This is a genomic window from Domibacillus sp. DTU_2020_1001157_1_SI_ALB_TIR_016 (assembly GCF_032341995.1).
Lineage (GTDB): Bacteria > Bacillota > Bacilli > Bacillales > Domibacillaceae > Domibacillus > Domibacillus indicus_A.
On the sequence record NZ_CP135438.1, the window covers coordinates 933,114 to 955,348 of the forward strand.

The 22,235-nt window shown below is 42.7% G+C and carries 18 protein-coding genes; 15 read left to right on the forward strand and 3 right to left on the reverse strand.

What is annotated here, in order from left to right; genetic code table 11:
* Positions 1 to 25 precede the first annotated feature (25 nt).
* The 10 genes from RRU94_RS04415 (at position 26) to RRU94_RS04460 (ending at position 14,177) form a co-directional block, all read left to right on the forward strand.
* On the forward strand, positions 26 to 586 hold the full coding sequence (locus tag RRU94_RS04415) for a sugar O-acetyltransferase (RefSeq protein WP_315690577.1): 561 nt from the start codon (positions 26 to 28) through the stop codon (positions 584 to 586).
* A gap of 44 nt (positions 587 to 630) precedes the next feature.
* Positions 631 to 1,341: a GntR family transcriptional regulator gene (locus RRU94_RS04420; protein WP_315690579.1), complete on the forward strand. Its 711-nt coding sequence runs from the start codon at positions 631 to 633 to the stop codon at positions 1,339 to 1,341.
* A gap of 1,135 nt (positions 1,342 to 2,476) precedes the next feature.
* Complete coding sequence (locus RRU94_RS04425; protein ID WP_315691939.1) at positions 2,477 to 3,841, forward strand: aspartate aminotransferase family protein; 1,365 nt, start codon at positions 2,477 to 2,479, stop codon at positions 3,839 to 3,841.
* Between the two features lie 12 nt (positions 3,842 to 3,853).
* Positions 3,854 to 5,377, forward strand: coding sequence for a pyridoxal phosphate-dependent decarboxylase family protein (locus RRU94_RS04430; protein ID WP_315690581.1), 1,524 nt, complete (start codon positions 3,854 to 3,856; stop codon positions 5,375 to 5,377).
* A complete protein-coding gene (locus RRU94_RS04435; protein WP_315690583.1) occupies positions 5,355 to 7,157 on the forward strand; it encodes an IucA/IucC family protein in 1,803 nt (600 codons plus the stop codon). Before RRU94_RS04430 ends, RRU94_RS04435 begins: the two co-directional genes overlap by 23 nt.
* Complete coding sequence (locus RRU94_RS04440) at positions 7,147 to 7,752, forward strand: GNAT family N-acetyltransferase (protein ID WP_315690584.1); 606 nt, start codon at positions 7,147 to 7,149, stop codon at positions 7,750 to 7,752. Before RRU94_RS04435 ends, RRU94_RS04440 begins: the two co-directional genes overlap by 11 nt.
* Positions 7,731 to 9,023, forward strand: a complete 1,293-nt coding sequence (locus RRU94_RS04445) for a lysine N(6)-hydroxylase/L-ornithine N(5)-oxygenase family protein (RefSeq protein ID WP_410492921.1) — start codon at positions 7,731 to 7,733, stop codon at positions 9,021 to 9,023. Before RRU94_RS04440 ends, RRU94_RS04445 begins: the two co-directional genes overlap by 22 nt.
* 9 nt (positions 9,024 to 9,032) lie before the next feature.
* Positions 9,033 to 10,244 carry an MFS transporter gene (locus RRU94_RS04450; RefSeq protein WP_315690587.1) on the forward strand — a complete coding sequence of 404 codons (1,212 nt, stop codon included), beginning with the start codon at positions 9,033 to 9,035 and terminating at the stop codon, positions 10,242 to 10,244.
* Positions 10,231 to 12,036 (forward strand): IucA/IucC family protein, encoded by a 1,806-nt coding sequence (locus RRU94_RS04455; RefSeq protein WP_315690589.1) that lies wholly within the window; start codon positions 10,231 to 10,233, stop codon positions 12,034 to 12,036. Before RRU94_RS04450 ends, RRU94_RS04455 begins: the two co-directional genes overlap by 14 nt.
* Positions 12,037 to 12,491: 455 nt before the next feature.
* A complete protein-coding gene (locus RRU94_RS04460) occupies positions 12,492 to 14,177 on the forward strand; it encodes a methyl-accepting chemotaxis protein (RefSeq protein WP_315690591.1) in 1,686 nt (561 codons plus the stop codon).
* Positions 14,178 to 14,423: 246 nt separating this feature from the next.
* On the opposite strand, the gene RRU94_RS04465 is transcribed toward RRU94_RS04460, so the two are convergent.
* Genes RRU94_RS04465 through RRU94_RS04475 form a run of 3 tightly spaced genes read right to left on the reverse strand, consistent with a single transcriptional unit; the run spans position 14,424 to position 17,358 of the window.
* Positions 14,424 to 15,332: an ABC transporter substrate-binding protein gene (locus RRU94_RS04465; RefSeq protein ID WP_315690593.1), complete on the reverse strand. Its 909-nt coding sequence runs from the start codon at positions 15,330 to 15,332 to the stop codon at positions 14,424 to 14,426.
* A 14-nt stretch (positions 15,333 to 15,346) separates the two neighbouring features.
* Positions 15,347 to 16,357: a FecCD family ABC transporter permease gene (locus RRU94_RS04470; protein WP_315690595.1), complete on the reverse strand. Its 1,011-nt coding sequence runs from the start codon at positions 16,355 to 16,357 to the stop codon at positions 15,347 to 15,349.
* Positions 16,354 to 17,358 carry a FecCD family ABC transporter permease gene (locus tag RRU94_RS04475; protein ID WP_315690597.1) on the reverse strand — a complete coding sequence of 335 codons (1,005 nt, stop codon included), beginning with the start codon at positions 17,356 to 17,358 and terminating at the stop codon, positions 16,354 to 16,356. The genes RRU94_RS04470 and RRU94_RS04475 overlap by 4 nt, the downstream gene beginning before the upstream one ends.
* A gap of 157 nt (positions 17,359 to 17,515) precedes the next feature.
* Between RRU94_RS04475 and RRU94_RS04480 the strand changes: the two genes are divergently transcribed.
* The 5 genes from RRU94_RS04480 (at position 17,516) to RRU94_RS04500 (ending at position 22,208) form a co-directional block, all read left to right on the forward strand.
* Entirely contained in the window at positions 17,516 to 19,081 is a 1,566-nt protein-coding gene (locus RRU94_RS04480) for a helix-turn-helix domain-containing protein (protein WP_315691940.1), read from the forward strand.
* A gap of 503 nt (positions 19,082 to 19,584) precedes the next feature.
* Complete coding sequence (locus RRU94_RS04485; protein ID WP_315690598.1) at positions 19,585 to 19,962, forward strand: hypothetical protein; 378 nt, start codon at positions 19,585 to 19,587, stop codon at positions 19,960 to 19,962.
* Positions 19,963 to 20,034: 72 nt separating this feature from the next.
* Positions 20,035 to 20,361 carry an antibiotic biosynthesis monooxygenase gene (locus tag RRU94_RS04490; RefSeq protein ID WP_315690600.1) on the forward strand — a complete coding sequence of 109 codons (327 nt, stop codon included), beginning with the start codon at positions 20,035 to 20,037 and terminating at the stop codon, positions 20,359 to 20,361.
* Between the two features lie 46 nt (positions 20,362 to 20,407).
* Positions 20,408 to 21,046 (forward strand): O-methyltransferase, encoded by a 639-nt coding sequence (locus tag RRU94_RS04495; protein ID WP_315690602.1) that lies wholly within the window; start codon positions 20,408 to 20,410, stop codon positions 21,044 to 21,046.
* 298 nt (positions 21,047 to 21,344) lie between these two features.
* Positions 21,345 to 22,208: a hypothetical protein gene (locus RRU94_RS04500; RefSeq protein ID WP_315690604.1), complete on the forward strand. Its 864-nt coding sequence runs from the start codon at positions 21,345 to 21,347 to the stop codon at positions 22,206 to 22,208.
* Positions 22,209 to 22,235 lie beyond the last annotated feature (27 nt).

Consider the following 22,235-nt stretch of genomic DNA (forward strand, 5'->3'; position numbering starts at 1 on the left):
GAAAAAACATGAGGAGTTATTTATTATGAAAACTGAAAAAGAGAAAATGTTAGCGGGAGAAATGTACAACCCGGCTGACCCGGTATTATCAAAAGAACGTAAGGAAGCAAGACGCAAGGTTAGAATATATAATCAAACTTTAGAAACTGAAGGAGAAAAACGGACTAAGTTATTGAAGGAGTTATTGGGTTCAACCGGAGAAAACGTATATATGGAACCAAATATCAGGTTCGATTATGGCTATAACACACATGTAGGAGAAAACTTTTTTGCAAACTTTGACTGTACCATTTTAGATGTTTGTGAAGTGCGATTTGGGGATAATTGTATGCTTGCACCTGGCGTACAAATCTATACCGCAACACATCCACTACATCCAACTGAACGTAATTCAGGTAAAGAATATGCAAAACCGATTACTTTCGGAAATAATGTATGGGTTGGAGGAAATGCCATAATTAATCCAGGTGTAACAGTAGGAGACAATGTTGTAATCGCATCAGGTGCAGTAGTGACGAAAGATATACCAGATAATGTGGTTGTTGGGGGAAATCCAGCAAGAGTGATTAAACACGTTGAAATATAAACCCCATATCTTTCTGTACATTTAGGGGTTTAAGGGATTTTTATATGATCAAGTATCAGCAAATCGCAGCGGAAATTGAAAAGTATATGGAAGAAAATGTCCTTCAGCAAGGCGATAAACTGCCTGTATTAGAAGCTTTAATGGCTCATTTTGATGTGAGTAAAAGTACGATCACGAAAGCGTTAGAGCTACTGGAGAAAAAAGGCGCCGTATTTCAAGTGAGAGGCAGCGGCATTTTTGTTAGAAGGCAGAAAAGAAAAGGATACAGGGGCCTTCTTTCTAATCAAGGGTTTAAAAAGGATCTTGAAGGTGTTTGTCTAACCTCAAAGGTAATCGAGCTAGAAGTGATGAAGCCGACAAAAGAAGCAGCCCATAATTTAAATATTGGACTTGATGACGATGTCTATTATGTAAAAAGGGTTCGGTATATGAACGGTCAAACCTTGTGCCTTGAAGAATCTTATTATAATAAATCCATTGTGACCTATTTAAATAAAGAAATCGTTTCTGAATCGATTTTTGATTATATCCAGAAAGGGTTAGGGGTAAAGATCGGCTTTTCGGATGTGTATTGTCGCACAGGAAAGCTGGAACAAGAAGAGGCAAAGCATTTATGCCTGGAAAGTGAAGTACCTGCCTTTTATGTCGAAACCATTTTTCATTTAACGAATGGACAGCCGTTTAACTTTTCAAAAGCCACCTATAATTATGAACAATCCCAGTTCTTTGTCCAAACGAATAGCCCCTTTTTCTAAAAGTTAAAATAGGGCTGTCTTATAAGTCCCTTTTAAATAAAATCACACAAGGAGCAGGAATGGAGGTAAAACCTGCATTCTTGCTTTTTTGAGGTTTTAAAAGGAAGGAAAACATAAACTCCCGCTGCTCCTTTTCTAAAATAAACAAAAATCCTATGTACATACTTTGGGTATTAAAATTTTGTCAATCAAAAAAATGGCAGCTTTCAGTAAGAAATAAAAAGCTGTCATTTTTATATCTTTCACGTCTCAAAATTATGTAAACGGGTCCTTCTAGTAAAATCGTATGGTTTTTATGTATCAAAACATTGCTTAAAATCTATATCTCATTGATTGCCGTTTATAATATATGAGCAAGGAAGAACTGACCGAGTTAACTTCGCTGAATCTTTCTCAAAGCCAGAAGATTATCCGGGAGCTTGCTGCTATAAGAGATGTTTTTCTCTAGGGAGAAGTGAACAAAGCATCACAAATGATTAAATAAAAAGATTTCAAGACCGCAAAGCCTTTCTCTAAGAAAGCTTTGCGGTCTTTTCATATTTCTCGTACTTTGATGACTGTTAACTAAGGTTTTTTCTGCAGCAATGAGCGAATGGAACAAAGAAAAAACGATGATAATAGGCATCCAAACAAGACAGCAAACCATCTCAATAACATTGTCAGACAGGACCATGAGGTTATTAATAATTGTAGTCGTTTAATGTTATCAAAACCCATAATTTCTGAAAAAAAAAGATATATATGGGCAAAAAAGAAAACTTATATCACAAGTCAAGTGGCCTGTAATTAAGTAAAAATTATCCATATGTGATTTGAAAATGCTGCCTAAAAAGAAAGCAGCGGAATTATATATTTTTTTAAAACAATTACCATCTTTACGGTGATGCTGATTTTTATTTCTGATGCATAAGACCTACTATTCAGCTTTGTAACTTTAAATTGCTTCTTCTGGGATGATTTTCATATTTTTTATTTTTAGATTGACTTTGATAATCATTATCAATTAACATGGAATCCGTTAACGATAATGAAAATCATTATCAATTCAAGTGATATCATGTAGCCGTTTAGATTGATCAGCAAAATCTTAATCTAAACGCAGTCACCATGATTACAAATAAAGGAGTGTTGGATGATGAATGCATCTGTTGGAACTTATTCAGGAAATGAAGCATTGTTATCAATGCAGGAAAAAAGGGAATCAAACGCAAGATCTTATCCACGAAGATTACCTCTTGCCATTAAACGGGCAGAAGGCGTTTATCTAACAGACATGGACGGAAAACAGTATATCGATTGTTTGGCAGGAGCGGGAACACTGGCGTTAGGCCACAATCACACCGTCGTTCGGGAAGCCATTAAAGATTTTATGGAGTCTTATGTGCCCTTGCATACGCTTGATTTGACGACGCCAGTAAAAGAAGCATTTATTGATGAAGTATTCGCTTCTTTACCTCCTTCATTTGCTGAAAAAGCAAAAATTCATTTTTGTGGTCCAACGGGTGCTGATGCAGTAGAGGCAGCCTTGAAGCTGGTAAAAACGGCAACCGGTAATAGAGCCATTCTTTCTTTTCAAGGAGGCTATCACGGTTCCACGCACGGTACACTCAGCATCACCGGGACAACAGCTCCTAAAAAGAATATTCACGCACTTGTACCGGATACCCATTTTCTTCCGTATCCATATGAATACCGGTGCCCTTTCGGTGTCGGGAAAGATGGACACCGCATTGGCGCCCAATATATTGAGAATGTACTTGATGATCCAGAAGGTGGAATTGTTAAGCCCGCCGGTATCGTTGTAGAAGTCGTACAGGGCGAAGGAGGATCGATTCCTGCTCCTGTCGAGTGGTTAAAAGAGCTTCGCCGCATTACAAAAGAACGTGATATTCCGCTGATCATTGATGAAGTACAAACAGGTATCGGACGAACAGGAAAAATGTTTGCGTTCGAGCATGCCGGCATTGAACCGGATGTTCTTGTGCTGTCAAAAGCAATAGGGGGAAGTCTTCCGCTATCTGTTGTTGTGTATGATCGCCGTCTTGATCAATGGGAGCCGGGAACGCATATTGGAACATTTAGAGGAAACCAGATGGCCATGGCAGCCGGCCGTGCCACTTTACGCTTTGTGAAGGATCACCAGCTTCCGGAACACGCACAAGAAATGGGGGCTTACTTAACGGCCCAATTAAAGTCTATGCAAAAGCAAGTAGGCTCCATCGGGGATGTAAGAGGCAGAGGACTTATGGTTGGTGTTGAAATTATTAATCCAGCGGAACAGCCAAACCAAATAGGAAGTTATCCGGCATACTCTGAACTTGCCAAAAAAATTCAACAAGAATGCTTGAATCGAGGCTTAATTTTAGAGGTTGGAGGGCGTTTTGGCACGGTTATTCGCTGGCTGCCGCCGCTGATTATTTCAAAAGAGCAAATCGATGACGTATTACAGCGCTTCTATGAGGCAATCACAAGCGCTGAAGCTCAATTTGGTCTGCGATAGGAGGCGGCGGAAGTGGAAAAGAGTTTTGGAGAATGGTTTCTTCATCCAAGCGATAAAAGCGAGAATATGTACCATACACTGATGGATAAAGCTGTCGGATTAATTGCTGATCAAACAGTAAGAACAAATCAACCTTTTTCGGGTGCCTCTCGTCAAGAGATTCAATCAGCCGTGAGGGAAATGCTCACGATCCCGGCAGCAGGACAGAAAACGGATAAGGTGATGGAAGAGATTCAAAATGTCATTGTGAAAAATTCTTTATGGGTTTCTCACCCTTCTGCCATGGCGCATCTTCATTGCCCGCCTTTAATTCCGTCTCTCGCCGCAGAAGTGATCATCAATGCACTGAATCAATCGATGGATTCGTGGGATCAGAGCCCTGCTGCTACTTATGTTGAAACAGAGTTCATTCAGTTCTTTACGAAGCATATCGGTTACTCAGACGAGGCGGACGGTGTCTTTACAACAGGCGGAACACAATCTAATTATATGGGATTACTGCTTGCTCGAAACAAAGCATGCCAGACACATTTCTCGGTTAATGTTCAAGAGGAAGGGCTTCCGGCTGAGGCGGGAAGGCTGCGGATTCTTTGTTCAGAGCACGCCCATTTTACAGTGCAAAAATCGGCGGCTCAGCTAGGGCTGGGAACGAATGCTGTGATCAAAGTAGCGACAAATGATCAAAAGCAGCTTTGTGTAGAGGATGCCAAAGAAAAAATTGGGCACCTCAGACAACAAGGACTTCTTCCCTTTATGATTGTGGCAACCGCGGGAACAACGGATTTCGGGAGCTTAGATTGTATAGGAGATATAGCTAAGCTGGCAGCCGAGGAGCAATTGTGGTTTCATGTCGATGCCGCCTACGGAGGGGCCCTGCTGTTTTCCCATCAATACAGGAGTTCTGTTCGCGATCTATACTTAGCAGATTCAATCACAATTGATTTTCACAAGCTTTATTACCAATCGATCAGCTGCGGTGCTTTTTTCGTCAAACATAAGCAGGACTTTCAGCAAATCGCCTTCCATGCCGATTACCTAAATCCTGAAGAAGATCACGAAGACGGCGTGATCAATTTAGTGGAAAAAAGCGTACAAACGACAAAACGGTTTGATGCTTTGAAGCTATTGATGACTTTTAAATTGATGGGAACGGACTTATTTGGGGAGATGGTGGATTATACGATCAGTCTGGCGAAGGAAACGGCCAAGCTCTTAAAAAACGAACCTTGTTTTGAGGTGCTGAATGAGCCGGAACTTAACGCCGTCTTGTTTCGCTACGTGCCATTACACCAGTGCGAGGACGAGCGGTATGTTAATGAAATAAATCTTGAGCTTCAGCGCGATTTTTATCAAAGCGGAGAACTCATTATGGCTAAAACAAAGCAAGCTGGAAAAGTGTACTTAAAATTCACCATGCTGAATCCTCTCAATACGATAAGCCATATGAAAACACATATAGAGCGAATAAAGCAAGCTGGAGAAAAAATAGAGAAAGAGCAGGGAGAGATCCGCTATGAATATTCCGTTCGTGACTAATCATCTTACCGTACAGAATTTAATCAATTGTTATGTAAGAGAAACAGGGGAAGGAGAATGGAAGTCCGCTGATGAAGTCGCTGTTCCACTAGAAGACGAAAGAATCAAACAAGTATTGGTTATTTCATTTAGCCGGCAATCCGTTACCTTGTATATTCCAGCCCGGTATAAATCGGCAACAGAACGCCATCTGTTTTCGCCAATTATGTATTATCAAGTGAAAAACGGTGAAATGAAACAGCTTGACTACATGACACTAATCGTATTTATCCAACAAGAGCTGTCGCTCCTATCTGACAAGCCTGTAGAAACCGATGAGTTTATGCTCCGGACTATTTTAAGCTATCAAAACATGAAAAGAATTATTGGGGATAGAAGCAGTGATCTGGAAGAATGCTATCAAACGGAAAAAACGTTTCTTCAATCCGAGCAATCTTTGTTAATTGGGCACCAAGTACACCCGACCCCGAAAAGCCGTCAAGGAATCGATGAGGAGGAAGAGCATATTTTCGCTCCGGAGAGAAAAGGGGCTTTCCAGCTTCATTATTTCCGGGCTGTACATGAGATTGTAGATGAAGATTCTATGCTGGCTCAAAACGCTTCTATGCTTATAAAAGAAGAACTAAGGAAAGATCCATTCGTTACAAAATCTTTTCAAGACCGGTATTGCCAGGAAGATGATTTTTCACTGATCCCTGTTCATCCGCTGCAAGCACGAAAGCTGTTAGGGCGGGAGGATGTGTGTGATCTCATTCAATCAGGCAAACTCGCTTATCTTGGTCCGCAGGGAAGAAAGTTTTATCCAACTTCTTCTGTTCGGACGGTGTACCATCCGGAAGCAAGCTTTATGTACAAGTTTTCAATTCCTGTGAAAATTACCAATTCACTGCGTGTAAACAAACGAAAAGAGCTCGACCGGGGAGTAGAAGTAAGCCGCTTGCTTCACAGCGGGATTTCCGAAAAGTTAAAAGAACACCATCCTTCATTTCGCATTATCGAGGACCCTGCTTATATTACGTTAAAGCTGGCCACAGAAGAAACGGGATTTGAAGTGGTGATCCGTGAAAATCCATTTCAAACGGGGAATGATTCACGGGTGACATTGCTTGCGGCTCTTTGCCAGGATCACATTACAGGAGAGGGTTCTCATTTAACCAATGTTATTTCCGCTATTGCAAAACGGGAAGGGATTTCTACTGCAGAAGCAAGTGAACAGTGGTTTGCCCGCTATTTAAAAGTAGGTTTGCGTCCACTGTACTGGTTATATGCTGCATATGGAATCGCACTTGAAGCCCACCAGCAAAATTCGATTATACAGCTTGACGAACAGGGCTATCCAGCTGTCTTTTATTATCGTGACAATCAAGGATACTACTTTATGGAATCAAAGGCAAAAGCTTTAAAACAGCTTGTCCCGGCCTTAAATGAAAAAAGTGACACGGTATGTGCTGACTCGATTGCAGAGGAGCGATTCCGGTATTATGTCTTTTTCAATCACATGTTTGGTTTAATCAATGCCTTTGGAGTTAATCGTCTGATCGACGAACAGCGATTGCTGTTCATGATGAAAGAGGAGCTGGCAGGCTTTAAGAAGCAGTTAGGTGATCATACGGCCTTATTAGATTCTTTGCTGTTTGAAAAAAAGCTGCCATGCAAAGCAAATCTGCTGACAAGGGTGCTTGATATGGATGAGCTTGTCGGATCTCTTGAAACTCAATCGGTATATGTTCATGTCACGAATCCGCTGTTTGCAGCAGCAGGTGAACTGCATGAAGTCTAACATCAGCATTCAACAAACGTATCCGTTTGAACGATATGAGCCTCTGATCCAAAAGGCCATTTCATTTCGTCATGTGAGTATGGAAGAAGATGTAGAACGGCTTCATTCATGGATGCATGAAAAGCACGTTATTCCTTTTTGGAATTTAAATATTTCATTGGAAAACTACACAGCCCATTTACAAAGATTTTTGCAGGATGACCATCAAACACTCTTGATTGGTGAAATCGGTGGTGTTCCCATGAGTTATTGGGAGTCGTACTGGGTGAAGGATGACATTATTGGAACCCGCTATCCGTTTGGCGAATATGACCAGGGCATTCATTTGCTGATTGGACCAAAAGAGTTTTTAGGGAAAGGGTTCATCTACCCGCTGCTGCTGACCATTTTATATAAGAAATTTCAAGTAGTCGAAACAAACCAAATTATAGCAGAGCCTGATATACGAAATGAAAAAATGATTCATGTGTTTAAAAAGTGTGGTTTTCAGCCTGTCAAGGAGGTTGAGCTGCCTGATAAAACAGGTTTATTGATGATATGTGAACGGAAAGGGTTTGAAAGAAGGTGGACAGATTGGCAAACGAACAAATTTTAGATGTTATTGGAGTGGGGATTGGCCCATTTAATCTCGGATTAGCCGCATTGCTTGAAAAAACGGAATGCCGTTCCTTGTTTTTTGATCAAAAATCCCGATTTGAGTGGCATCCGGGGATGCTGCTGGAAGGAACCACGCTGCAAGTGCCTTTTATGGCGGATGTCGTGACGATGGCAGATCCGACAAGCTCTTTTAGCTTTTTGAATTATTTGCATGAACAAAAGCGGCTGTATCAGTTTTACTTTCTTGAAAAATTTCAAATTCCGCGTACGGAATATAATCATTATTGTCAATGGGTAGCCGAGCGGCTTCCTCAGCTTCAGTTTGAATGCAAAGTGGAAAATATTGAGCAAACAGAGGAAGGGTATTTTCGCGTTACCGTTTTTTCCGGTATCGAAAAGCAGAAACAAACGTATTACGCCAAACATGTGGTAATAGGAGTGGGGACGAGGCCATATGTGCCCGAGAAATTCCAGCCAGCTCTTGGTGATCGCATTTTTCATTCTTCAGCGTATAGAAGAAAGCGGGAAAATGTCCTGAGAACAAAAGCGGTCACGGTTATTGGTTCCGGACAGAGTGCCGCTGAAATTTTCTATGACTTATTGTCCAGACAGCCGGATCATGATTATCAGCTGTCGTGGTTTACAAGATCCAAAGGATTTTATCCGATGGAGTATTCCAAGCTGGGGCTTGAGCATTTCTCGCCTGATTATACCCGTTATTTTTATCACTTGCCGAAAGAAAAGAAACAAAGTGCTTTAAACAATCAAGCACTGTTGTACAAAGGCATCAGCTTTAATACGATCGGCGATATTTATGATTTATTGTATGAGCGGACAGTCGGAAATGGAGAACTGCCCGTTCATCTGCAAGCGTTGACTGAACTGTCATCCATTGAAGAAAGGGACAATCGATACTGCTTATCATTATATCAGCATGAACAAGAAGAACATAAGCAGATGGAAAGTGATGCCGTTATTCTGGCGACCGGCTATCATCCTTATATCCCAGATTGCTTAAAAGGGATAAAGCATCTGGTGGAAACGGACGAAATCGGCCAGCTTGTTATTGAAGAAGACTATAAATTGAAATTAAACAAGGAAAGCCATAATCATGTATTTATTCAAAATGGTGAGCTTCATACACATGGTGTAGGGGCACCTGATTTAGGGCTGGGAGCATGCCGGAACGTGACGATTATTAACCAGCTCGTCGGAAAAGAAGTCTATCAAACCTATGACAAAAACGTATTCCAGCAGTTTGGCCTATAGGAGAAAGAAATGACAAAGGGAGAAAAAGGGTTTGTTTATAGTTGTTTGCTTGTGACATTCATTTCAGAAATGCTGTTATCACCCTTTTATCCGCAGTTATTTTCCAGCTATTTCGGAGTAGACGGGGTGCAGGCAACAAGCTTATTTATTATTTGCTGCCGCCTTGTCGTCGTGATCATGACACCCCTTTGGGCGATGGCTGCTAAAAGGTGGGGACTTAAGAAGCTGATTGCGATCGCGTTGATAGTAATGGGAGGATGCAAAATACTGCTGCCCATGAGCCATACCTTTCCACAGTTTTTAACAGTGTCACTCGTTTTACTCTTTTTTCAAAGCAGCATTTATTTGCTGTATCCAGCCATGGTCGCTTCAAGCAAGAATGATCATGAAAAAGTAAGGGCAACGACGGCTTATTTATTCATGTTTCACGGAAGTGTCATCGTATCAGGCATTGCAGGGAGCTTCGTCGTCACCCAGTTGTTTCCGTTAAACAGCTATTATCTATTTGCCATCATCGATATCATTTTTGCAGGTGTAAGCTGGTTTATTCTCTCAAACAATGGCGCTGTTACAAACCAGGAGACTTTGCAGAAGAAAGAAAATGTACCAAAAGGGATGAGATGGCAAGGGGAGTTTCTGGTTTATTTACTAATTGTGTTTCTCTTTTATATCGGACATCAGACGATTCGTCCTTATTTTACGGTCTTTCTTGACAGTCGCTATACAATCTCAGAACAAGGGTTGAGCTTGTTGTATGTGATGCCGAGTCTTGTCGCGGTTGTGCTGCAGTTTTTACTGCCAAAACAGTATCTTCAATCACATATTAAGGTAACCTTAATCAGCTTAATGGGAATAACAGCAGGGTTACTCTTTATTCAAGCGTTCGTCGGACATATTTGGCTGTTTGTTTTAATTAGAGTGATATATGGTATGTGCTTTTTTGTTAGTCTGGCGGCAATGGATATTCTCTTTTTCAAAATGAGAATTGGAAAAAAATCGCCGCTTTCATATAGCCTCGTGGCATCCGTACAAAACGCAGCTCTGTTGTTTTCGCCAATGGCTGCTTTGATGATGGTCGAACAAAATGGAACCGAAGGGCCATTCCTTTTAAGTGGTTTTCTTTTAATTGGATCGGCATTATGTACAGCCTTTCTTTTAATCATGATGCATAAATCATCATATCAAATAAAAATGGGAGTTGGACCTCATGAAAATGTGTGAAACGCCTCTACAGATGTTAACAGAGGAAAATTGGGAAAATGCAGATCAGCAGCTTTTAGCTAAAATGCTTCAGGAATTTATGTATGAAGAAATTATCACGCCAAAGTTGATCAGCGAAACGGAGAACGTTCAATCTTACGAATGGATCGATAAAAAAGGAACCGTGTACCAATTTCAAGCAAAGCCTCGTTTGTTTAATAGCTTCTATGTTTTGCCTGAAAGCATTGAAATCCTCACAGGCGAGACAAAAGATATACCATTGTCCCTTGCTCTTTTGTTAAGCATTCAACAAGAGGGAAATATGACAGGCTCTACAGCGGGTCATTTAATCAAAGAGTATTTGCATACACTACTGGCGGACACTCATTTAAAAGAAAGATCCAAATCATCCGATGAGCTGACCCAATTGGATTATGCCGAGCTGGAAGGGGAGATGAAGGGACATCCATGGATTACATATAACAAAGGGCGGATTGGTTTCGGGTATGATGACTATGTACAGTACGCACCTGAACAAAAGAAAAAAGTACAGCTTTCATGGATTGCGGTCCATAAAAACCTCGGGACGTTTCATTCGGTGAAAGGATTGGATTATGAGCACGTAATGGAGCAAGAGCTTGATGAAGAGGCTCGTCAGCGTTTTTTAGAGAAATTAAGAGACAAAGAAGTACAAGAAAAGGATTATTATTTTATGCCCATACACGCATGGCAGTGGAACAATGTGATTGTATCCATGTTCGCTGCTGAAATTGCCAGCAAAGAGTTGATACCACTGGGAGAAGGGGAAGACGAGTATCTTCCTCAGCAGTCTATCCGTACATTTGCGAATGTAACGAAGAAGAACAAGTATCATGTGAAGCTGCCAATGAGTATTTTAAATACACTCGTATACCGGGGATTGCCAAGCGAGAGAACGGTGATTGCTTCTGAAGTTACGACATTTATGAAAAACATATTGGACAATGATCTGTTTTTAAAAGAAGAATGCCGCCTTGGTCTATTGGGAGAGGTGGCGACTATGAACGTCAACCATCGGACTTTTTCGAAACTGGCGGGAGCTCCTTATCAATATCTTGAAATGCTTGGCGTGGTTTGGAGAGAGAGCGTTTATCAGGAGTTGCGAGATGATGAACAGGCGATTACACTGGCGGCGTTGCTGCATGTGGACCATGAAGGAACACCATTTGTATCCACGTTAATTGAAAAATCAGGTCTCACAGTGGAACAATGGGTGAATCAGCTTGCAAAAGCGATTTTACCTCCATTGCTTCATTACTTATATCAATACGGCACCGTCTTTTCACCGCACGGACAAAACACGGTGCTTGTCTTGAAAAACTATAAGCCGGAGCGGACCATTATGAAAGATTTCGTAGATGATGTTAATATTAGTGATCAGCCGTTTCCGGAGCTTTCGGTGTTGTCTCCCGAATTGAAAAAAGTATTGCGCAGTGAACCGCCTGAAGGTTTGACCCAGTTTATTTTTACCGGGTTATTCATTTGTCACTTCCGTTATTTAAGTAACATCCTGCAGGAAAGTGAACAATTTTCCGAGCATCGTTTCTGGGGCATTGTACGTGAGGAAATCCTGTCTTACCAGCGAAGTTTTCCGCATTTAAAAGAACGATTCAAGCTATTTGATTTGCTGCGTCCGACATTCACAAAGCTGGCACTCAATCGAAACCGTATGTTTGATTATGGCTATGAAGACGGAGATGACCGCCCACATGCGAGTGAGTTTGGAAAAGTTTCTAATGCCCTTTATGAAGTTGCGTCTGAAACAATAATGTAAGAGGACTGCGCGGTTTGGAAGAACAGCGATTGATGAGTTGTTAAATAGATATGTAAAGAAGGTGAGCATTGTATCCTATTTGCTCACCTTCTTTAATGCTTATTGGTTCTTTGGTTGAGCTATAAAGTTTCTAGCGCAGCCTAGACGGCAGACACTTGATTCCGGAGCTGCCTGGACCCCGCCGATTTATCCCATTCACGTGCACGATTCATTAATATAATTTGTCTACCGTCTGAAAGCCCACTATTCATAAGTGGGTTTTTTATACTATAATTAAATGAGATTATTTGAGTCAAAAGATGGGCAAACCTTTTGTCTTTATCCCAAAATACAAAGCGAAAGTGGTGAAAAAATATAAAATTAAGAAAAAACACCTGTGTAAACTAAAAAACTTCATCAATGGAAAAGTGGGAGAAATGCCTGTTTGGGAATAGCAGTTAAAAGGAGACACATAAATGAAAGTTACCATTGGTAAAAAATTGTTGGCGGGGTTTTTGGTTCTTGCCATTCTCCTCGGAATGGTCAGCGCTCTAGCCTACTATGAAATTCAAAAAATCAATCACTCTTATTCAGATTTAGTAGACCGGCGAGCGGCTATTTTAGCAAACGTAAAAGATATCCAGCTTTATGCTTCACGGGAAATTGCCAGTTTAAGAGGCATTTTGATCGCAGATGAAAATGCAGCAGAATTTTTGCAAACATCGATTGAAGAGATTGAAAAAGAAGTGAATAGTACAGAAACATTAAATCCCGATCAGGAAGCACAAGCATTACTCACGACGATTAAGGATTTAAATGCACAGCTTAAAGATCAGTCGGAAAACTTAACTAATTTACAAGGACAAAATAGCGGCGAGGCAATGCAGCTGGTCAAAGAAGACATTATGCCTTTAGCTATCGAAATAGAAGATGCTGCAAGTCAAATTGCGGAAATACAAGAAAAAGATATGCAGGAAGGAAGCATAGCAAATTCCGAAACCGTTGCTTCTATTAAAACTTTAATGTTCATTTGTAGTCTTGTTTCTTTCGTACTCGCCGTTTTCATTGGTGTGTTTATGACTCGGATGATCACCCGCCCTATTTTGCTTTTAGTAGAAAGCGCGGGGAGAATTGCATCCGGTGACTTAACAGAAGACGATATCAAAGTGAAAAATCAGGATGAAATTGGCGAATTAGCACATGCTTTTAACCAAATGAAACATAACCTCCGCGAATTGATTCATCAAGTGCGTTTAAACGCAGAACAAGTTGCTGCCACTTCCGAAGAATTGTCTGCGAGTGCTGAGGAAACAAATCGGGCAACGGAGCATATTACGGTGGCCATTCAGGAAGTTGCAGCTGGGACAGAAAAACAAGTTTCCAATGTCGTGCAATCTGTTCAATCATCGGAGGAAATTTCTAAAGGAATGAATAAGGCAGCTGATTCTATTCAGTCTGTTGCCCACTTAACCGTAAAGGCGAATGAGAAAGCCAGCCTTGGCAATGACGTCGTCCATCGAACCGTTGAACAAATGAATCTGGTACAGCATTCCGCAACAGAATCAGCAGAGGTTGCTCACACGCTTAGTGAAAAATCGAAAGAGATTGGCCAAATTATTGAGCTGATCACACAAGTGGCCAGCCAAACGAACTTGTTAGCCCTAAACGCGGCAATCGAAGCTGCCCGGGCGGGTGAACAAGGAAAAGGATTTGCGGTAGTAGCAGATGAAGTCCGCAAATTGGCTGAGCAATCTGCCGATGCAGCAGGCCAAATCCGTACGCTGATCGAAGAGATACAGCAAGAATCCCAAAAAGCGGTTCAATCGATGAATAACGGCACTCAGGTGGTAAAAGAAGGCCTGAAGATGGTTAGTCAAACGGGTGACGCTTTCCAGGACATTGTCCAGTCGATTCAACAGGTAGCAGCTGAGTCTCAGGAGGTAGCTGTGATTGTGAAACAAGTCAACTCAAACTCACAGCAAATGACGGAAGGAATGAAAGAAGCCAGGGAGATTGTAGAACAATCTGCAGATCATATACAAAAAGTAGCCGCTTCAGCAGAAGAGCAGAACGCGACAATGGAAGAAGTATCTTCCTCAGCCGAAGTATTAAGTAAAATGGCTCAGGAATTGCAAGGAGTCATCAGTAAGTTTAAAGCTTAATACAACTCATGAATGAAAAAAAGGAAGCTCTTTAGGCTTCCTTTTAAACTGTAGATAAAGTGGTTCTCAATTGAGGCCGCTTTGTTTTTTTATGTGGTTAGACGTCCCTGTTTAAGCTGGCTGTACTGGTTTCCATAACCAGCGGGCCAGCTTTTTTTAAGGTCCATTATAAACAAAAGCCTGCAAACATTGCCTTCAAGGTGAAGGCTGTGTCTACAAGCTGAAGCGTAAAGTCCGCTTTTTTTGTTACTTTGATAGAAGAGATTGTGCCTCATCCAGAGCCATTTTGTTGCCGACCGCGGAGTAATCCAGCCACGGCTGCTCTTTAATCACGAAAACCTGCCCCTGCTTCACCGCTTTTAATCCCTGCCAGATGGCGCTTTTTTGAATCTCTTTGAATGACTGCTGTGCATCATCTTCTGCATCGACAACGACAAAAATCGTATCGGCGTCAAAGTCTGGCAGCACTTCCTGAGAAATAACCTCGTACGGTTCATTTGAATCAAGTTCTTCAATCCCTTTAGCAGGTGTTAAGCCAAGATCGACAAACAAAATCGGTCCAAGCGGACGGGCTGTTGTAAAAACACGAAGCTCTTTTGCATTAATACGAATAGCCATCGCTGTACCTGACTGAATGGTGTCCGGCAGTTCAGCTTTGACTTGCTGCGCTTTTTGGTCGTATTCCTGAATAAATGTGCTTGCTTCCTTTTCACGGTTGAGCAGCTTGCCAAGCTGTGTTAAATGGTCGCGCCATGTCCCTTGGTCAAGGTCAATGACTTCGACAGGTGCAATGTCTTCATACTTGCTGAGGTCCTGGCCGGCAAACTCTTTATCAACGATAATTAAGTCAGGTTCTAATGCAAGCAGTGCTTCCATATTGACATCTTTTGCTTCACCGAGTTTTTCTGTTCCTTTCAGCTGATCAGCTACGTGGGGAAGAAAGTCTCCTACTTTGCCGCCGACAACGGAGCCGGCTGGCTGAATGCCAAGAGCTAATAGGTTATTCGTTACGTGAATCGACAAGGAAGCAATTTTTTGCCCGTTTTCCTGTGACGGTGCTGATTCACCGGCAGAGTCAGTAGATTCCTTGCTTCCACAAGCGGCAAGCAATAAGGTAAGGCACATGCATAAGCAGAATAATGTTATTTTTTTCATTACGTAAGCTCCTATCATGAGTGAGTAGATTTTCGAAATACATATAAAAAATAGGGGGCACCGAGCGCTGCAGTCACGATACCGGCCGGAATGCCAACTGGCGCAAATAACGACCGGCCGATCGTATCAGCTGCCATTAAAATCAGCATGCCAATCAAACCGGACAGCGGCAGTACATATTGGTGAAGCGGACCGGCAATTCGGCGGGCAATTTGTGGAGCGGCGAGTCCGATAAAGCCGATCCCGCCAGCCATGGAAACACTCGCACTCGACAGAGCAACAGCACAAAGCAGCAGGCCAGCCCGCTGTTTGGCCACGTTAACACCAAGCCCGGCTGCCGGCGCTTCACCAAGCGACAGCATATTTAATGCGCCTGCATGAAAAAACGAATACGGTACCAAAACGAGTAGCCAGGGCAGCAATGCTAGAACGTGTATCCATTCCCGTCCCCATATATTTCCCGCCAGCCAGTAGGCTGCAAAAGAATACACTTCTTCATCAAGGCGAAGCGACAGCACAAGTGTCAGGGCACTAAAGCCCGCTGCGAGCGCGATGCCGTTTAACAACAAGCGCTGCGGCAGAAAGCCAGCCTTGCGGTCAAAAGAAAAAAAAGTAATCAGCCCTGCTGCGCAAAGCCCGCCGATAAAAGTGAAAAGCGGAATGAAAATGGTGAAGCTGCCTTCAAGCGTACCAAAAAAACGCAAAAAAAGAATTAGTCCGAAAGCGGCTCCAGCATGAATGCCAATCACCCCTGGGTCTGCCAGCGCATTGCGAGATAAGCCCTGCAGCAGGCATCCAGCGATTCCCAGACCAAGACCGGCCAGCATCGCAATTAATAGGCGGGGAAGCCGGTAATCAAACAGCACGATGGAGTCACGGGGAGAACCGAGTCCGACAGCTGTTTTTAATACTTCAACGGGGCTGAGGCGAATCGTTCCGGTATTTAAGCTGATAAGCAGTACACACAGGCATAAGAGTAATAAAACAAGTGAGGCCCTTACAGCTTTTTTCTGGCGCGTCTTCATGATTCCTCCCTCCTTTGCCGGCGGGAGAGATATAAAAAGAAGGGCACGCCCAAAAGAGCAACCATCGCACTGATAGCCAGCTCACGCGGCGGGTTTACCATACGGGCCCCGTAATCAGCCAGCACAAGTAAAATCGAGCCTCCCAGGGCGCTAATCGGAATAATAAACCGATAGTCAACCCCAACCAGTTTACGGGCAATGTGGGGAACGATCAGTCCGATAAACCCAATGGAGCCGGCTGCTGAAACCGATGTGCCCGCCAGAAGAACGGCAATTCCGATCGCAGCCAGGCGGATCAGCGGCACGTTTCCGCCAAGCCCAGCTGCAGTTTCTTCTCCAAGAGAGAGCAGTGTAAGCGGCCGGGCAAAGGAAAGAGATAATAAAACAGCGGCCAGTATAATCGGTGCCAGGTATGTAAGATGCCCCCATCTAATGCCGGCAGTGCCACCTGCAAACCAAAAAGCAAGGTCCTGGCTTAAGTCAAAGTAAATCGCAATTCCTGAGCTGAGCGAGCTGAACAGAGCAGCTAAGATTGCCCCGGCGACCGTCAGGCGAATCGGTGTGATGCCGCCGGGTGCACCAGAGGCAATCCAAAAAATGCATAGTGCACTCATGACCGATCCGAAAAAGCAAAACACGATCAGCAAAGAATATGGTATACCGGGGAAAAAAGCAAAACAAAGGGCTGTCATAAGAGAAGCGCCGGCATTTATCCCTAAAATGCCTGGATCCGCCAAATCATTCCGGGTAACCGCCTGCATTAAAGCGCCGGAAACGGCCAGGGCACAGCCGACAAGCGCAGCGCCAAGCACACGGGGAAGACGAAGCTCATGAACAATTTGATGAGACGTCAGCTCTGCATTGAAATGAAAAACAGCGGCCCAGACGGTGGGCAGGTTAAGCTCTTTCGCTCCCGAGGAAACGGCGGCGAACAGGGACACACCTAACAAACAAGTTCCCACAAAAAAAATGATAATAAATAAGCTGTACCGTTTTTTCATCAGAATAGAACAAGACCTTTCTAACTGCTATTGATAATCACTTTCAACTAAGTATAATAATAGGAGAAATGAGCGTCAATGTACGATTTTTAGCTTCTTTTCATGTATTATTTTTGTTTCATTATTTTTTATCCAGCAGGGGGCATTGCAGGTGAGAATGGAAATTTTAAAAACATGTTTTTTAAGCAGAAAGCAGACTCAGCAAGCTGTGCCTTCTTTTTGTCTTTTATCGATTGAAAAAAGCAGCGGGTCGTTAATTATAAATGGAATTAAGCAGGCACTCAGAAAAAAAGCTGTTTTTCTGCTGCATCCAGGCACATCTTTTTCGATTGAAGCGGTAAATGAAGATGAAATAGACGGCTATATGCTGCTATTCGACTTATATGAGGAACAAAGCCGGACCGCTGAAAAACTCGTATACAAAAAAGTTCGGACATTTTCGGTAGAAGGGCTGGTTTCCTATCACTGTTCGGCGATTTGTCGCCTTCTATCTTCTATATATCATGCTGATACCGATCCTCCCTATGTAAAGCAGGGAGCAGCGGCAGAACTGCTTCACTGGCTTTCCGATCAGCCGTCATCCCTGCGGCTTGAAGACAACGAAGAGCGTATTCATCAAACGCTTGGTTATATGAGCACTTGTTTTACTGAACCTATTACCCTTACAGGGCTGGCTGAAATGGCCGGCATGAACCCAGCGTATTATTCTCATCTATTTAAACAAAAAATGAATAAAACACCGATGGAATGGCTGACCCACCTCCGGTTGAACACAGCGAAAGAGCTGCTTTTAGCAGGAGACATTAAAATCAAGGAAGCCGCCCGCCGAACCGGGTATCAGGATGAACATTATTTCAGCCGCCGGTTTAAGCAGACCTTCGGCATTTCTCCGTCCCATTACAATAGAAGACATATTAAAAAAGTGGTTTCTCTTTCTTATCCGTATACCGACCATTTGCTTGCACTGGGCGTGACTCCTGCAGCGGGCCAGCTTCAGGAAAGCTTCGACGGCCGAATAAAAGAGCTGACGCTTCCTTATCATGCGAGCGAACCATGGGATATTCAGCGGCAGTTTTTTTTAGAACAGAAGCCGGACTTAATTCTGTGTAAAAACAACGTCGCCGGTATGGCGAAAGAGCACATCGGGGACATTGCTCCTGTTGTATCGATTGACTGGACAAGCATGGACGTATACAACCATGCAGACACCATTGCCCGCTTGCTGGGAAAAGAAGAGGCTTTGTCAGCATGGCATACAGCGCATAATGAAAAAGTCAGAAAAGCACGGGATGCAGTAGAAAATCAGATTGGAACCGGAAGATCTGCTGCTGTTTGGAGTGTAACAAACAAGGGAGTCCGGCTGTATGGAGCCCGTAATATGGGACATGTGTTTTATCGGCTGCTGGGCTTTCGTGCTCCTGAGTATATTCGGGAAAAGATAGAGGAACATCCAATGGGTACAATGTTTACCTGGATGCCCGCTTCTCTTGAACAGATGAAGAGGGATAGAAGTGATTTCATGTGGATTGTCACGGATAGTGAGCACCACCGGCGGATGATGGAGCATGAAATTAAAACGGATCCTCTCTTGTCAGCCCACCCCGCTGTTCAAAATGGCCGCTGCTTTTTTCTGGACTGGCAGAAGTGGATTGTGTACGCGCCTCTTGGTATTGAGAAACAGCTCGAGGAAGCCTTGCTTTTTTTACTATCAGGTGGGAGCTGATACAAGCCGGCTTGTTTCTTGTACGCTTGAGCCGGATACAGAATAAAAAAAGCGGGAGATGATCAAGGTGGAACAGGAAAAGTAGACGTACTATGTAGATTTAAACAGGGACGTTTAACCGGATAAAAGAGACAAAGCAGCCTTAAATCAGAGATTTGAAAATCATTTTGTTTACAGCCTGAAAGGAAGCCTAAATGGCTTCCTTTTTTTATAGAGTCATATAAGAGATGTTACTTATTGAACAAGTTTACTTTTGAATGAGGCGTTTTTTCCAACAGTGAATATCGACTAAAAAGGGGAGTAGCTGAAATAAATGCTAAAATGAAAACAAAACTTGAAATCATCTTGATAGGATGAGCTCTGTATCCAGCAGAGCTCATCCTTTTTAATTTATGTAATCCTGTTTTCTAAAGATATTTGAACAAAAAGGAAAGTTTGACTTTCTGTATACAAATGTATACAATTAATTCGTATACATTTGTATACAGAAAAGGAGAGATAACATGAGAGATCAATATGGCAAAAGATATCGCCGGGATGAAAGACCTTTCGCTCATGAACATCACCGGGAAGAACATCATCACAGAGGCGGCCACAGACGTAAGGATCATCCTCGTGGCGGTGCCAAAACGTTCCGCCGGGGAAGAGCAATTGAATTTTTAGATAGGCTGAATGTAAAACGTGCCACACTGAAACAGCAATTGGAAACACCCGAGCTGCAATCCATTAACCCTATCTTGGTGGGAGAACTAAAAGCAGTGGAAACGATTATAAATGAATTTACTCAGTTGTTTGAAATTCACGAAGATGAAATCAAGCGGCATGATGCTCCAGCAAACGAGGAAGAAGCATCAGAAAAAGGCCCAGCTCAAGAGGAATAATGAGAATGGCGGATCTTTTATCGTTTAAAGGTCCAGCTAATCCAACATAAGAGTACGTAAGGGGGATAAACGATGTTCGTTCAATTAAGAAAAATGACGGTGACAGAAGGTAACGCTGAGCAGGTGGTGAATCGGTTCAGTAAACCAGGAATCCTTGAACAGCAGGAAGGATTTGTGGACCTTAAGGTGCTGGTGAAACAGGTGAGACGCGGCGAGGAAGAAGTAATCGTCTTAGTCACCTGGGAATCAGAAGGCCATTGGAAACAATGGGAGAAAAGTGATGCCCATATCGCCGGCCATAAAGCAAAGCTGAATCAGCCAAAACCGGAATATATGATTCATACAGAAGTCGGAAAATATGAAGTAAAAGCTGTTAAAAAAGCAGAAGCTTCTGTATAAGTTCAAAGCAAGCCTTTGCATCATGACGGGAAAGGAATAAAACTTCATGAAACAAATAAACAGCTACATCGATTCAGTATTTTGTACCGAAGATGCTCTTTTGAAAGAAGTTATTGCGTCCATCAAAGAAAATGGAATGCCTTCTATATCAGTATCTCCTTCTTCAGGAAAACTGCTGACCATGCTTGTATCGATCTCAGGCGCTAAAAAAGTGCTGGAAATAGGAGCGCTTGGCGGCTACAGCGGCATTTGCCTGGCAAGAGGATTCGGGAAAGAAGGAATGTTAACGTCTCTTGAGCTAGAAGAGAGATACGCAGAGTTAGCACACAGCAATCTAGCCAAAGCGGGATTTGGCGATCAAGTATCCTACATGACCGGGGCAGCTTTAGAAAGTCTTGAAAAACTGGCTGGCGAAAACAAGCGGTTTGATTTTTTCTTTATTGATGCAGATAAAGCAAATTATGAACTTTACCTGGAGTACTGTATTCAATTGGCAGAGCCGCATGCATTAATCATCGCGGATAACGTACTTGCGAAAGGCAGTGTAGCGGAGCCGGGTGTACCTCCTAAACGTTATACAAAAGCCATGAAGAAATTTAATGAACTGGCAGCGCATCATCCGCAATTAGAATCCGTGCTTATGCCAATTGGTGATGGCATGACACTTTCGAGAGTCAAGAAGTAGGGAAGTGTGAGTTTGGCACCAATGAGGAGCAGTCCTATGTATATTTTACTTCATAAGAAAATCATCTGAAAAACACAAATACAAGGAGTATTTGTGTTTTTTTATATGCAGGGTTGTGGCTCAATGAACGCAAAGTGTGCGGGTCTTTGCTGTAAGAAGGTTCTGAGGATAAATTATACTTTTTTAAAAGTTCTTGCTTGTTTTTTATTTTTCACCATATTTTCACTATTGAAGAGTAAAGTAGCTCTTGTACCAGGGAGGTACATACAAAACGAAACTATTCAGGAGGAATTTAATTATGAAAACAAAAAACAAATTATTTGGACTAGCAATGGCAGGTATTATCGGACTGAGCTCTTTAGGTACGGTTTCCGCTTATGCAGCCACAGATACAACAACGACAAGCACAGCAGTGGTTCAAGAAGAAAAAGCGAAAAATGCAAAAGCAACATTAGATGCAGCCTCTCAAGAAAAAGTACAGGCGATCATGGATAAATTAACAACGGGATTACAGGATCTTGGTGTTACATTGCCGGAAAAAGGAGATAAAGCGGACTTGTTTGCGGATCTAGATGCGGACACACAAGTGAAGGCGGAAGCCATTATGGATAAAATGAAAGCCGGCACGATCACGTTTGAGGAAGCGCAGACTCAGCTGAAAGAGCTTGGCGTGACACTTCCAGACAGAGCGGAAAAAGGCGATAGAGGCGGCAAGGGCGACCTATTTGCGGATCTAGATGCGGATACAAAAGCGAAAGCGGAAGCCATTATGGAAAAAGCAAAAGCGGGCACGATTACATTTGAAGAAGCCCAGACTCAATTGAAAGAGCTTGGTGTGACACTTCCAGACAAAGGCGATCATGATATGTTTGCAGACCTGGATGCAGACACGAAAGCAAAAGCAGAAGCGATTATGTATAAAGTAAAAGCGGGTACGATTACATTTGAAGAAGCCCAAACTCAGTTGAAAGAGCTTGGTGTGACGCTTCCAGACAAAGCAGACAAAGACGATGCTAAAATAGCAGACCTATTAGCAGACTTGGATGCTGATACAAAAGCGAAAGCGCAGAAACTGATTGATCAAGCTGAAACACAGCTGGCCGAGTACGGTATTGATCACCTGCCTCTGCATGGATTCAACAAATCAGCTAAAGCAGAGTAATTCACTGCTTTTCATTCACTTCACTAT

What these genes read in the sequence shown, in the direction of transcription:
- RRU94_RS04435 (WP_315690583.1), top strand. Translation starts at nt 5,355, where the DNA reads ATGAATATTCCGTTCGTGACTAATCATCTTACCGTACAGAATTTAATC.
- RRU94_RS04460 (WP_315690591.1), top strand. Translation starts at nt 12,492, where the DNA reads ATGAAAGTTACCATTGGTAAAAAATTGTTGGCGGGGTTTTTGGTTCTT.
- RRU94_RS04440 (WP_315690584.1), top strand. Translation starts at nt 7,147, where the DNA reads ATGAAGTCTAACATCAGCATTCAACAAACGTATCCGTTTGAACGATAT.
- RRU94_RS04465 (WP_315690593.1), bottom strand. Translation starts at nt 15,332, where the DNA reads ATGAAAAAAATAACATTATTCTGCTTATGCATGTGCCTTACCTTATTG.
- RRU94_RS04415 (WP_315690577.1), top strand. Translation starts at nt 26, where the DNA reads ATGAAAACTGAAAAAGAGAAAATGTTAGCGGGAGAAATGTACAACCCG.
- RRU94_RS04475 (WP_315690597.1), bottom strand. Translation starts at nt 17,358, where the DNA reads ATGAAAAAACGGTACAGCTTATTTATTATCATTTTTTTTGTGGGAACT.
- RRU94_RS04425 (WP_315691939.1), top strand. Translation starts at nt 2,477, where the DNA reads ATGAATGCATCTGTTGGAACTTATTCAGGAAATGAAGCATTGTTATCA.
- RRU94_RS04495 (WP_315690602.1), top strand. Translation starts at nt 20,408, where the DNA reads ATGAAACAAATAAACAGCTACATCGATTCAGTATTTTGTACCGAAGAT.
- RRU94_RS04470 (WP_315690595.1), bottom strand. Translation starts at nt 16,357, where the DNA reads ATGAAGACGCGCCAGAAAAAAGCTGTAAGGGCCTCACTTGTTTTATTA.
- RRU94_RS04485 (WP_315690598.1), top strand. Translation starts at nt 19,585, where the DNA reads ATGAGAGATCAATATGGCAAAAGATATCGCCGGGATGAAAGACCTTTC.
- RRU94_RS04455 (WP_315690589.1), top strand. Translation starts at nt 10,231, where the DNA reads ATGAAAATGTGTGAAACGCCTCTACAGATGTTAACAGAGGAAAATTGG.
- RRU94_RS04450 (WP_315690587.1), top strand. Translation starts at nt 9,033, where the DNA reads ATGACAAAGGGAGAAAAAGGGTTTGTTTATAGTTGTTTGCTTGTGACA.
- RRU94_RS04420 (WP_315690579.1), top strand. Translation starts at nt 631, where the DNA reads ATGATCAAGTATCAGCAAATCGCAGCGGAAATTGAAAAGTATATGGAA.
- RRU94_RS04490 (WP_315690600.1), top strand. Translation starts at nt 20,035, where the DNA reads ATGTTCGTTCAATTAAGAAAAATGACGGTGACAGAAGGTAACGCTGAG.
- RRU94_RS04480 (WP_315691940.1), top strand. Translation starts at nt 17,516, where the DNA reads ATGGAAATTTTAAAAACATGTTTTTTAAGCAGAAAGCAGACTCAGCAA.
- RRU94_RS04500 (WP_315690604.1), top strand. Translation starts at nt 21,345, where the DNA reads ATGAAAACAAAAAACAAATTATTTGGACTAGCAATGGCAGGTATTATC.